Annotated in this window: 12 protein-coding genes; 5 read left to right on the forward strand and 7 right to left on the reverse strand. The window is 39.7% G+C overall.

The window, feature by feature from the left end; translation table 11 throughout:
• The 6 genes from CALSC_RS22180 to CALSC_RS22195 form a co-directional block, all read right to left on the reverse strand.
• The coding region (locus CALSC_RS22180) for a toll/interleukin-1 receptor domain-containing protein (RefSeq protein ID WP_235006893.1) at window positions 1-685 on the reverse strand (685 nt) is incomplete at its 3' end.
• Between the two features lie 373 nt (window positions 686-1058).
• Entirely contained in the window at window positions 1059-1235 is a 177-nt protein-coding gene (locus tag CALSC_RS26695; protein WP_159460668.1) for a hypothetical protein, read from the reverse strand.
• A 216-nt stretch (window positions 1236-1451) separates the two neighbouring features.
• Window positions 1452-2663, reverse strand: coding sequence for a hypothetical protein (locus tag CALSC_RS22185; protein ID WP_088243426.1), 1212 nt, complete (start codon window positions 2661-2663; stop codon window positions 1452-1454).
• Complete coding sequence (locus CALSC_RS26700; protein ID WP_159460669.1) at window positions 2656-2808, reverse strand: hypothetical protein; 153 nt, start codon at window positions 2806-2808, stop codon at window positions 2656-2658. Before CALSC_RS26700 ends, CALSC_RS22185 begins: the two co-directional genes overlap by 8 nt.
• 558 nt (window positions 2809-3366) lie before the next feature.
• Window positions 3367-4983: an alkaline phosphatase PhoX gene (locus tag CALSC_RS22190; protein WP_235006894.1), complete on the reverse strand. Its 1617-nt coding sequence runs from the start codon at window positions 4981-4983 to the stop codon at window positions 3367-3369.
• 668 nt (window positions 4984-5651) lie between these two features.
• Window positions 5652-6176 carry a tetratricopeptide repeat protein gene (locus tag CALSC_RS22195; protein ID WP_088243433.1) on the reverse strand — a complete coding sequence of 175 codons (525 nt, stop codon included), beginning with the start codon at window positions 6174-6176 and terminating at the stop codon, window positions 5652-5654.
• Window positions 6177-6761: 585 nt separating this feature from the next.
• Between CALSC_RS22195 and CALSC_RS22200 the strand changes: the two genes are divergently transcribed.
• The 5 genes from CALSC_RS22200 to msrA all read left to right on the forward strand — a co-directional run bounded on the left by CALSC_RS22200 (window position 6762) and on the right by msrA (window position 12504).
• Window positions 6762-10043: a phycobilisome rod-core linker polypeptide gene (locus tag CALSC_RS22200; RefSeq protein WP_088243428.1), complete on the forward strand. Its 3282-nt coding sequence runs from the start codon at window positions 6762-6764 to the stop codon at window positions 10041-10043.
• Window positions 10044-10478: 435 nt separating this feature from the next.
• Entirely contained in the window at window positions 10479-10964 is a 486-nt protein-coding gene (apcA, locus tag CALSC_RS22205) for an allophycocyanin subunit alpha (RefSeq protein ID WP_088243429.1), read from the forward strand.
• A 68-nt stretch (window positions 10965-11032) separates the two neighbouring features.
• Complete coding sequence (apcB, locus tag CALSC_RS22210) at window positions 11033-11518, forward strand: allophycocyanin subunit beta (protein WP_088243430.1); 486 nt, start codon at window positions 11033-11035, stop codon at window positions 11516-11518.
• A 230-nt stretch (window positions 11519-11748) separates the two neighbouring features.
• Entirely contained in the window at window positions 11749-11952 is a 204-nt protein-coding gene (locus tag CALSC_RS22215) for a phycobilisome linker polypeptide (RefSeq protein WP_088243431.1), read from the forward strand.
• Window positions 11953-12024: 72 nt separating this feature from the next.
• Window positions 12025-12504, forward strand: a complete 480-nt coding sequence (gene msrA / locus CALSC_RS22220; RefSeq protein ID WP_088243432.1) for a peptide-methionine (S)-S-oxide reductase MsrA — start codon at window positions 12025-12027, stop codon at window positions 12502-12504.
• 263 nt (window positions 12505-12767) lie between these two features.
• Here the strand turns inward: msrA and CALSC_RS28085 are convergent.
• On the reverse strand, window positions 12768-13130 hold a 363-nt coding region (locus tag CALSC_RS28085; protein WP_143288339.1), incomplete at its 5' end, for a pentapeptide repeat-containing protein.

Below are 13130 nucleotides of genomic sequence, written 5' to 3' on the forward strand. Positions count from 1 at the left end.
AGCTTCCAGTAAAGCAATTGAAATCCCTTTCATTCCCATTAAAATCAATCCATTGCATCTTTGCTAGCTCTGGGTGCAAATCATTGGTGTCTACCTGTCGATGCAGAAGGGTGACAAAGCGTTTATTCAAAGAAGTTGCATACTCCACCTCATCCTTACAGTAAGGGGAATTTACCGAGCGTGGTGAGAGAATAAATAGAAAGTTATCACAGGCTTTAATTCCTCGGCTAATTGCTGATAAAAATGCTTCCCCAGTTTGAATATCTGTGGTGTTCGTCCAAACAGTAATAGTTTCTCGCCTCAAACTGCAGCGAATCTTCTCCATCATTGTCCTATCCTCATCAGCATAGGATAAAAACACCTGAGTCATCAAATTATTGCTATTCTTGATACTTTCAGTGATGTATTCGCAATGTAAATCAGTGGGAGAGCAAGGTGCTTGTTCATCTTGAAAGCGTATTTTTAACCAAGCTTCTGCTTGTTGTTTTTCTTCCCCAGTTAATAAATATCTTGTTTGCTTTTGATTCCTCTCCCACTCTAAGGCTTTAACTAAAAATCTGGTATGTTTTTCGACATAATCAGGATTATTTTTTAATAATGTAATTAATCCTGTCAAAGACTGGTGAAAATTATCAATCCCTTCTCGAAAATACACCCAGTTAATTTTACCAATGGTCGGGTGCATATTCTGAAAATAGCTATGTTTTTCTTGATTTTTATATTCTTCCCACTCTTGCTCTATTCCATTTTGGTTTCTTTGTTGCCAAGTTTCCTGATTGATTTGCTCAACATGTCATAAGGGAATAATTCGTTTATTATACTTAATAGCTGAAGTGTAGTCGCAAATTCTTTACTATCAGTTCGTCCGTAAGAGATGAAGGTATCAACAATTTTGTCATTAACTGCTACTCCTGTTTATTCAAGAATTACCACTGAAGAACAATTAACTTCCTGTTGTTAGTAAAGTTGGTGATTGTAAAAAATTACTAAAGTGTTCTAGTTTGACTTTAATAGACATATCAAACTCCTTTTAGTTTTTAAATAAGTTCCCAGAAGATTTACTTTTGAGTAGAAAGCATCTGTTTAATCAATCGAGTCAGGCTATCAAAACTCTCCTTCAAGTCAATTGCTTGCACTAGCCCAGAAGCAACTAAATTCTTTGCTTCCTCATCACCAGTTTCCCCACCTAGAGCAAACTTGAATAACAGGTGCCATGAGTCCGTTAGAAATGGCAATCTGAAAGGGTTTTTCCATTTAAATGTGTTAACAACCTAAGTATTAATCCGTAAGTTATTTGAATAAGTTAAGATAAATATTACTTAGCCTATGTTAAATTTCAATCTGAGCAGCGTCAACAATTAGCGATTTAAGTTCTGTCAAAAAATAAACTCCACAAAATCTAATAATTTGTGAAGCAATTATGATTGAGGATGAGATATTTAGATATTTATCTAGGAACCAGTATCTACATTTTCTGGGACAATTTTTTGGATAAAAGAAAATACATGTCCGGATTTTGGATCGACATTAACTTTGATCCAATGAACTTGAGAACTACCAAAAGTCTGAATGCGGGTAAAATTCGGTAAGTTAGTCAATGGCTTATCTACCAAATATTCATGAAAGTCGCCATGAGCTAGAATCACAGGCTTTTTGTAATTTAAGGTACGTTCTTGTAATTTTTCTAGAAAATCATTAAATCCAGCACGACCATCTTCCTTAGAGTCTAAGTTAAAACGTGGATTTGCATGAATTATGATAAACACACCTTTGGCATCGGTTTCTTCTGCACGATCAAATGTTTTATCTAACCAATTTAGAGCAGCTGCCAAACGTTGATTATATTCTTCTTTCCGATCTTTTCTCGGATTTTCAAATGAATCATTACTATCAATGCCACTCCAGGGAGCTAAATTATTATTACTACCTACGACATGAATTGTAGAAAATATAATTTCTTGACGTTCAAAAATGATATTTTCTACATACTTTTTAAAATCAGCATTAGAACTTTGAGTTTCTACTCTAAAGGGTCTTTTACCTAAAGTTACACCTGGGCGACTAAAAAATATTTCCCTAATAAAATCTAGGCGTTCAATGGGATTATATTTACCGTTACTTTCCCGATGACAATCTGTCCATTCGTTATCACCAGGAGTATATATTAATGCTTGGCGAAGTGTTTGTAGTTGATTATATCTTGATTTAATTCGCTCATCACTACAAGTCTTACCACCACTTTTTATGTCTCCAACATGGACTGTAAAGCGGATTTCTTTATCACTATTAATTTCTCTAATGACGTTATCAAATTTATTAACTGGTAAATCTTCACTATCAGCAGTTGCATATGGTAAGTCACCAACTAAGGCAAAAGAAAAGTCAGAATTTCTCCGATCATATCTTTTACTCCTGTACCTACCTTTATTTTGACTAGATTTTAACTGTTGAGCTATGTAGTTGTTTGTATTTTTTGAATCTGAAGGTCGATTAATATCTTTCTGTACAATACACTTATCATTAAATTGCAGATTTTCTGATTGGCATTTATCTACTCTAGCATTTGCTCTCAGTGAGATAAAATTCACTGTTAATATACAAGCAAATACAGACCCAAATAACAGTGCATAACGAGATAATGTGTGGTTGCTTCTACTATTCATGATTAAATTTAGTTAAACTATTGAGTAAATTTTCCTTGAGATTGGCATCCAAAAAAATTATCGGTGTCATCCATGTCTTCATAGAAAATACTGCTGCAATGAAACAGAAACCTTCTGTAATCAAAATTCCTGTTCTCATTTCCATTTCATACCTCAAATCAGCAACGTCTATTTTTTGAATGCAGCAAAGTTAAACTTATGATTAAAACCCTGATCGATAGACACTATCTCTAGATGAGAGCGATCGCTAGTACAGAAAACCGAAGATAGAGATGCATTATCTGACAATGAACATAATCTACATAGATTATGAATATACTTTGACTAGGTTATTAAAGGATGAAGATTTCGTTAACCGACTGAAGTAGTGGTCTGTCCCATAGAATATGACAAATTTTCTATCATACCCGCCTGGGATTTATAGTCCCAGTCTAATGGTAAGAGTCATATAAATATGACTATAAAATTAGCCACCATAACTAATGGGATAGACTAGTAGGAGGAAGGGGAAGCCATAAGTGTTTTAGGATTTACAAGTTACCTCCTCCTTCTTCCTTCTTGCGTAGCGAGTTAATCACTCCTTCAGTAAACTCATACAGCGATTTTGTTGAGAAATATCACACCCCAACTCTATCTCTGCTAATTGATATCTGAGTGGTGGTAGTGATCACAAATAACTGTTAAAGAGATTAAATAAGCAAAACTAGCGATTCCATCTCCTCTTGAAGAAACCTCTCCGTCTGTCTTTTAAGTATGTTCTCGGAGTAATCAGACGACCATCTTCACGCCAGATGCAGTAGGTGATGCCAATACCTTGGGAGTTAACATACATATACCTGCCATCTGGTGAGAAGCAAGCACCGCCAAATTCACTAGTGTCATCTGGAATGATGTTGTGAGCGAACTGAAACAAGCCACCCTCTTCATCAACACCCACAATATATTGGCTGAAGTTTGCGTCACCTTGATTACCACCAGTGCCATCTTCACACAGATAGATGGTACCATCAAAAGCTACAGTCATGTTATCTGGACCATCTAATAAATTCTCATCAGTTGATTCTACAATCATGGTAACTGTCTCAGAATCTGGGTCATAACACCAGACTTGACCTTCAGCAGCATCACCAGCACCACTACATACCCAGTAGTGTTTACCCCGATGATACCAAGCACCTTCCCCACGCCAGAAGACAGCAGCGCCCTTACTCTGTGCCTCGAAACGTAAGGTATCTTCTTCTGGATCAACATCTTCGAGCTTCACCCAGCTAACTTTGAGAGACTGACCAAGGAAGGGTAACATACTGCCTACCTTATCTCCACGACCGAGCCCCCGTGTATCGACAACTTTTGTTCCCTGCAACTCGTTAATAGGTAATGAGGCTCCGTTACAATTAGATTTTTGGTCCTTGTCGATGACCATCGCATACAAGTCACCACCTTCTTGTAAATCCCCAAATTTTCTGGCTCTTCCTCGGATTTTGGGTACGTACTTGTAGTAAATACTGTCGCCCCGGTCTTCGGTTTCATACACAATACCATCTCGACCAACGGAGACAGCTTCATGGTTCATACGACCCATCTCAACCAGGGGAATTGGATCCACAGCTTCACCAAGTTCTGAAGGAACTTCAAAGTTGTAGCCATGTTTCTTGGTATTACGACCATCGGTTGCGGGTGTAGATACATTCTCTTCACAGCTAATCCAAGAACCCCAAGGAGTTGGACCACCAGCACAGTTACGAATTGTACCTCCGAGGGAAACATAGTCTTTAACCTTGTTGCCATAGCGATCAACAATTATGGTAGATGTGCCACCACCACCAAATCCAGAGGGATTGTTATTGCCGGTGAAAGGATCATACTGATTACCATTAGGTGCCAAGCAACCTGCTGTGTTACCAGCTTCATCCTCGTCAATGCTGAGTTCGTGGTTACGAACTAAAATGGTATTGCCATAACTGCCAGGGAAAGCCGCCATCCCATCATGGTCACCAGGTGTCAATACCCCATCACTCATGGGAACACCCCGAATCCCAATGGCAGTGTATTGAAAACCTTTTGGTAGTCTAAGCAGAGGAGTATTGCGTAGATCTCCTTTGCCTGGTACATCCCCCAACTCTGATGTATTTAGTGGCAAAAGTTCGCTGAGAGTTCCAAACCCATCCACGGTAAAGCTAGCGGGAAAGCATTTATCATTAGCAATTGCTCTGCGTACCTGCAATAAACCCATTGGAGCCATAGCAGTACCTGCTGCTGCTGCCGATGCAAGAGTAATAAACTGGCGACGAGATATATTAGACATTGATATTTTAGACATTGATATTATTCACTCCTTTGTCTGGATAAATGCACACATGCTGTTGCGAGACAGACATCCCTAAACACTCTCTCAAAAGTGATATTTTGTATAAATTCAGAGGATGTTGTTACGCAAGCATTAAATGTTGCATTTATAACTTTTAGAATTAAAGAGTATCAGTCCAGGGTTAATTGTTTATTCAGTAAAGGTTAAAAGGATAATAAGAAATTGTTGTGTTGATAAATTTTGATTAAAAACAACCAATAAAATATGAGAATGCATGATGCAATTAACATGACGCACCCAGCTAATAATCGTCAAGAAAAAGCAGGGGAGTAAGGGAGCAGGGAGCAGTGAGCAAGGGAGAAACCCCTACATTCATGTATAAGCTTGAAATAACGATGCAGCGAGGTCTTGGGGAGCCAGCGTTGTAGACGGTAAGCCATTGCGGTGGACGGGTTCCCCGGCATAAAGCAACTGCCGTCAAGTGGCGCAACCCGTAGGGGTTTCCCGTCGCAGACGACTGGCGTTGGTCTCCCCCATGAGCGACTGCATGAAGAAAGAAATAATTGAGCCTTGTGCTTATGCATCGCGGCACAATTATTTCTAATGTTTCTACAAATAAATTTGGGGGCTTGTATTCTTTTCTTTTTCGGTCAAATTCTGTTCATGGATAAATTATTAAATTATGCAGATACTAAACGTCTTAATGATTCTGCACGACGTTTCGCGATCGCATTTTTCTGATCATACTTTAATGTTTGTTCGTACATTTCTAATGCTTGAGATGTCAATTTTTTCTTTTCGTAGGCATGAGCTAAATTATTTAATGCCGCAACATAATCAGGTTTAATTTTGATGGCTTCTTTGTATTGACGAATTGCTAAGTCATACTGTTCTTGAGCAAAGTAGGTATAACCCAAGCCGTTGTAAATCAAAAAAATGTTTTCTTCCTCTTCTTCGTCAGCTGCTTTAATGGCTTTCTGAAAAAGTACTACTGCTTGAGAGTAGAGTTTCTTCTCTGAGTAAATACTGGCTAGCTCGTAATATTCCTGCACAGTGCCCTTCTCTTTGGTTAATTTGTTGCGTAACTTAGAAAAAGACTTTTCCTGTCTGCGGGTTTTGAAAATTTGGCGAAAAACTCCAATCACAGTAAACCCTAATAAGGCAACTAAAAGGCCAAGGTAAATTAGTGCTAGTCTGTTATCCATGTTCTCTATTTCAATATCCATTCCTTATTTATTATCCTATGTTTTACCCAAAACTCCTGAAACCCTTATTGGATAGGGAAAAAGAGGGAGAAGATAGGGACGTTAAGACATAGTTACGAGGTGGCTAAAAGTTAATAACGCAATTTCGCCATTTGATTTCTCTCGCGGGCGAATACGAATATCTTTCCACACTTCCCACCCTACAAGACTTACGGGTAAAGGATAGATCTATGATCGGGGCAATGGGAGTGATAGGATGATGGGATAATGAGTGAGAGAATTAAAATCTTAAATTTTGGCTTTTTGTTACCTAACGACATAAAACTTAATTTTATTTTTAGGTAAGCGATCGCATCATTCCCTCAAAATAATGGCTAAATACCCAACTTTTCACCAATTTTTCTACATACTTCTTAATAAATACCCAGAGTCACCTCAAAACGTTCTAATCTAAAAGCTGACTGGGTTAGTTTTTTTCAACTTTCTTCAAGGTGTCACTCATATGCATGATAACTAAAAATTGTCAAGCCGGAAGTGACCCAAACTTAAAACAGTAAAGCATATGATGGGAGTTTTAGAAATCCAATGACTCTTAAGGCGAGTGGTGGAAGCTCGGTTGCACGTCCGCAACTATATCAAACCTTAGCTGTGTCAAAAATTGCCCAAGCGGAGCAACAAGACCGCTTTTTGGGTAATGGCGAACTGCAAGAATTATCAACCTATTTTGCATCTGGTGCCAAGCGTTTAGAAATAGCTCAGGTGCTGACAGAAAACTCCGAGATTATTGTTTCCCGTGCTGCTAACCGAATTTTTACGGGTGGATCTCCCATGTCTTTTTTGGAAAGACCTAGGGAACCAGAACCAGAAATGGCTATGGCTACTGCTGGTGTTGTTGAAGGTGTGCCAACAGCCAGAGAATTAGGAACTGTAACTTATGTAGAATCCCGTGGTGGATTTCTCGGTAACTTAAGTTCTATATTTAGTGCCTCTGCTGGTGGCCCCACACCGATTGGTTTCCGACCAATTAACGTATCCCGTTATGGTCCGAGCAATATGGCGAAAAGCCTCAGGGACTTATCTTGGTTCTTACGTTATGCTACCTATGCGATCGTCGCAGGTGATCCGAGTATTCTCTCTGTGAATACTAGAGGATTAAAAGAAATTATTGAAAATGCTTGTTCCACAGAAGCAACTATTGTAGCTCTCCAGGAAATTAAAGCAGCTGCAATTTCTTACGTGCGCCAAGATGCAGAAGCGGCAGCCATTGTTACCCAGTACATGGATGTTTTGATTACAGAATTCAAAGCACCCACACCTTCTAATAAACTCAGACAACGTTCTTCCGTTGACCAACAGGGTTTAGAGCTGCCTCAAATTTATTTTAATGCTTCAGAGCGACGACAGAAATTCGTCATGAAGACGGGATTGTCTGCGACTGAGAAAAATGATGTCATCAAAGCAGCATACCGGCAAATCTTTGAACGCGACATTACCCGTGCTTACGGTTTAGGGATATCTAACTTTGAATCCCAGGTTAAGAACGGCGACATCTCTATGAAAGAGTTTATTCGCCGCTTGGCTAAATCCCCCCTTTACCGCAAACAGTTTTATGAACCATTTATTAATAGTCGGGCTCTAGAATTAGCTTTCCGCCATATTTTAGGTAGGGGTCCCAGTTCACGGGAGGAAGTACAAAAATACTTCTCTATTGTGACTAATGGTGGTCTTCCAGCCTTAATTGATGCCTTAGTAGATTCTCAAGAATATTCAGATTATTTTGGGGAAGAAACAGTTCCTTACCTGCGAGGTTTGGGTCAAGAAGCTCAAGAATGCCGCAATTGGGGACCACAGCAAGACCTGTTAAACTACAGTGCTCCCTTCCGCAAAATACCCCAATTCATTACCACCTTTGCGGCTTACAATCGCCCCTTACCAGACCAACATCCTTACGGTTCTGGTAATGATCCCCTGGAGATTCAATTTGGGGCAATTTTCCCGAAAGAAACTCGCAACCCCAGTACCAGTCCAGCCTTCTTTGGTAAGGATACCAAGCGTTTATTAATTCACAGAGGTCCGGGAATTAATAATCAAAACAGCAATCCTAAAGCCAAGGGAGAATTTCCTGGAACCCTGGGAGCTAAAGTTTTTCGTTTAGATCAGCTACCTGGAACTAGGGGGAAAAAGTCTACAGCTGGGACAAGTATTAAATTCTCAGAAAGTTCCACCCAAGCAGTTATTAAAGCAGCTTACTTGCAAGTCTTTGGTAGGGATGTATATTTAGGTCAACGTCAGACCGTAGCAGAAAATAAGCTAGAAAATGGTGATATTACTGTACGGGAATTTATCCGTGCTTTAGCCAAATCAGATCCCTTCCGGAAAACATATTGGACTAGCCTGTATGTAATGAAGGCTGTTGAGTACATTCATCGTCGCCTATTAGGTCGTCCTACCTACGGAAGGCAAGAAACTAACGAATATTTCGATATTTGTGCTAAGAAGGGCTTCTACGCCTTAGTAGATGCCATTATTGACAGCGAGGAATACGCAGAGGCATTTGGAGAAGACACTGTCCCTTACGAACGTTACCTGACTGCATCTGGTGTAGCAAAGCGACAATTGCGTGTTGGTACCATTCGTGAAGATTTGACACCCGCCGTTCAGAAACAAGAAACACCAAGGTTTGTGGAATTGGGTACACCCACAGAAATGCGGATAGAACCAGTTGCTCAATACCTAGTTAATCAAGGTGTTTCCAAGCAACGTGAACAAACAAAAGTCTTTAAGTTAATTGCTGGAATTAATGATAAGGTAGCTGTTGACAACCTGATTAGTGCTGCCTATCGCCAGATTTTTGAACGTGATATTGCTCCCTATGTTACTTCTTCTAAAGAATTCACATCTTTGGAAAGTAAACTTAGTAACAGAGAAATTACCGTTAAGGAATTTATTGAAGGTTTGGGTTACTCTAGCCTGTACTTGAAAGAGTTTTATACCCCTTATCCCAACACTAAGGTAATTGAATTAGGAACCAAGCACTTCCTGGGACGGGCTCCCTTAGATCAGGCAGAAATTCGCAAGTACAACCAAATACTGGCAACTCAAGGTATTCGCACCTTTATTAACGCTATGGTTAATAGTGCTGAATATATAGAGGCATTTGGTGAAGATACAGTCCCTTACAACCGATTCCTCACCTTACCTGCGGCAAACTTCCCCAACACTCAAAAGCTGTATAACCAATTAACCAAACAGAATAAAGATGTGGTGGTACCTAGCTTTGATGTGATCAAGCCTCGGATGGACGCATCGAAAATGCCCCTCACCGGAAAAGCGATCGCAGATATGGCGACAAAATCCCCACAACAAGAACCTTTGCACACCCAGTTAGGACGCTCCATTACCTCCTATTCCCCAGCAAATCTAGGTCACAATAAGCGTCAAAATGCCCGGATTTATCGTGTAACTCCAAATAGTCAATCTGGAGATGTAGCCATTGCTATTAATGCCATCTACTCACAAATCTTAGATTTGTGGAGCAATGATGTTCCTCAGCAAATGCGACTCCCAGAATTAGAAACCAAGTTACACAACCAGGAAATTTCCGTTCGTCAGTTTGTTGCAGCTTTAGTTCAATCGGAAATTTACCGTCAGCGATTCCTAACTTCCTATCCCCAAAGCAAAGTTGTGGAATTTTTGTTCCGCCACTTACTGGGAAGAACATCAGCAAATCCAGAAGAGATACAGCAGTATAATCAATTACTGCAAAATGGAGGCTTTACAGAGGCTGTAGAAGAGATAATGTATTCTCCAGAGTACAGACAGTTCTTTGGTGAAAATATAGTTCCCTACAACCGTAAACCTTCCTGAACAATAGGTCGTTAATTGGGGCACAGTCCACAAAGCGATCCATTAATCAACTATCAATATACAGAGTACAAAGTTACAATCAATACTTTGTACTCTGTAATTTTTGCTGAGGCTGCAAGTCCCATTAATCTTGCTTAATACTGCTGATCAGCCAGGGAAACAGTAAGAAAGATGAACAAAAATATTACAAAGTATTAAGAAGACTCATATATGCTCAACAGAATGAACGAAAATATTTGCGGAAGGCACTGAGTGAAAATGCTTGTGTACTTGTATTTACCCAAGCAATCTCGGAATTGTACTAGACACAACGATTACTTCATGTATATTGTTGTGTTTTAGGACAAAAAATGAAAAGCTCGTAATAGAGCTGTTTTAAAGTCGCAACCAGCGCAATTATATTCTGGTTTCATTAATTGTTGGAGGAATCCATTCATGAGTATCGTCACGAAGTCCATCGTGAATGCTGATGCGGAAGCCCGCTATCTCAGCCCCGGCGAACTAGATAGAATTAAGAGCTTTGTTACAGGTGGTGAGAGTCGTCTACGGATTGCTCAAGCCTTAACTGATAACCGGGAGCGAATTATTAAGCAAGCTGGAGATCAGCTGTTCCAAAAGCGTCCTGATGTTGTTTCCCCTGGTGGTAACGCTTACGGTGAAGAAATGACAGCGACCTGTCTGCGTGACCTAGATTATTATCTGCGCTTGGTTACCTATGGGGTTGTTTCTGGTGATGTTACTCCCATCGAAGAAATTGGCATCGTTGGTGTAAGAGAAATGTACAAGTCTCTGGGTACTTCCATTGATGCTGTTGCCCAAGGCGTTGTTGAAATGAAGAATGTAGCTAGTAGCATGATGTCTGGAGAAGACGCTGGTGAAGCTGCTGCTTACTTTGACTACGTTATTGGTGCAATGTCATAGGGTGAATATTCTATAAACCTACTGACATACAAAAATTGCAATAAAGTTGGAAATAAGGAAATAACAACATGCAAGACGCAATTACCGCTGTTATTAATTCCGCAGACGTTCAAGGTAAGTACTTGGATGGCGGCGCAATGGAAAAGCTCAAAGGCTACTTTGCAACTGGTGAGTTGCGAGTGCGTGCAGCTACCACCATCAGTGCAAATGCTGCTGGGATTGTAAAAGAAGCTGTAGCTAAATCCCTTTTGTATTCTGATATCACCCGTCCTGGTGGTAACATGTACACCACTCGTCGCTACGCTGCTTGTATTCGTGACTTAGATTACTATCTTCGTTATGCTACTTACGCTATGTTAGCTGGCGATCCTTCCATTTTGGATGAGCGTGTACTTAATGGCTTAAAGGAAACCTACAACTCCTTAGGTGTTCCCGTTGCTGCTACCGTACAAGCAATTCAAGCGATGAAAGAAGTAACAGCTAGCTTGGTAGGTCCCGATGCTGGTAAAGAAATGGGTGTTTATTTCGATTATACCTGCTCTGGCTTAAGCTAATATTTAGTTTGCACTTCATTATCCAAGTGCAACTTCATTTCACATTTCAGGGGACTGGAAGTCAATTATGAGTGCTAGGATGGTTTGTCGCTTACTTCATATATATAGTGTTAAGTGTTAGCTTTCTAGTATTTATGCTTGATTTCCAGCCTGGGAATAATTAGTTTTAAAACTTACGTTCATTTTGAGATAAATAGTTTTCATAGCCAATAGGGAGGAAATTTAATACAATGCGGATGTTTAAAATTACTGCTTGCGTTCCTAGCCAAAGTCGGATTCGCACCCAGCGTGAGCTACAAAATACATATTTTACTAAGCTAGTACCCTATGAGAATTGGTTCCGTGAGCAACAACGGATTCAGAAAATGGGTGGCAAAATTGTAAATGTACAGTTAGCGACTGGTAAGCAAGGTACTAATACTGGTTTAAAGTAATTTCTATAGACAGAAAATTATTTTGGGAGTTGTGAGGAGGTCTGAAAGTGACCTCTTTTTGCATTTTATTTTATGGAAAAAGCAACATTTGGAGGTGGTTGTTTCTGGGGAGTAGAGGCGGCTTTTCGTCAAGTAAAAGGTGTTGTCGCTACTTCAGTTGGATATATGGGAGGGGATTTTGAAAATCCTTGTCATCTAGATGTTGTGGCGAGAATTACAGGACATGCTGAGGTAGCGCAGGTAGAATATGACTCTTCTGTGGTTGGTTATGATCAGTTATTGGCTGTATTTTGGGATATTCATGACCCCACAAGTTTAAATCGCCAAGGTGCAGATAGGGGGGAGCAGTATCGCTCTGTTATTTTTTATCACAGTCGAGAGCAGGAAGGATTAGCTAGGCATTCTCGGCAGCAGTTACAATTATCTGGTAAGTTTGACCGAGATATTGTTACAGACATTAAACCGGCTTCTAGTTATTGGTTAGCGTCAGAGGAACATCAACAGTATTTGGAAAAGAAGAAGGAAAGAGATAAGAGAATAGGGTTAAGTTAAGGGGTGATATCATATCCGGTTAAATACTTATCATTAGGGCTGCAAGGGAGCAGGGGGAGAAAGAGTTTGGGTGAATATCATAAGTAATCAGTCCGACATGATATGAAAACTTATACCAAGTCAAATAATGTTTGTAACATATAAATTATTCGTAAGGGCACGGCACCAGTAAGATACTTTTATATATTGAAATATTGTGGATGTTCCCTACCCATCTGTCCCATTGTTTTTTCAAAATGGTATTATATTCTCAGGCATTATTACTATTGTGATGGTAAGTCTAGTTGGGCACGGAAATCTTCATCATATTCCGCATTCTGATAATTTATGGCAGATTTAACTTGTTCTGGAGTTAAGCCTTTAGTATTCTTAAGGTTGGCTCCAGAAAGATTGGCTCCAAAAAGATTTGCCCCAGAAAGGTTGTCCTCTTCTTCCACAGCATCATTATGACGCACAAAAGCTGTGAGAATTTCCATGATTGTCCAATGGTCTTTTGGAGAATCTTTGGCTATTCTTTCTAGGGTATAAATAGCTCCCAGCCTAACTTCAATTTTCTCACTTCCAAGTTGCTCGATCGCTTTAGAAAAACGTTCTGTGATTTGTTTGTCTTCTGCTATTTTTACATT

The organism is Calothrix rhizosoleniae SC01 (assembly GCF_900185595.1).
GTDB lineage: Bacteria > Cyanobacteriota > Cyanobacteriia > Cyanobacteriales > Nostocaceae > Calothrix_A > Calothrix_A rhizosoleniae.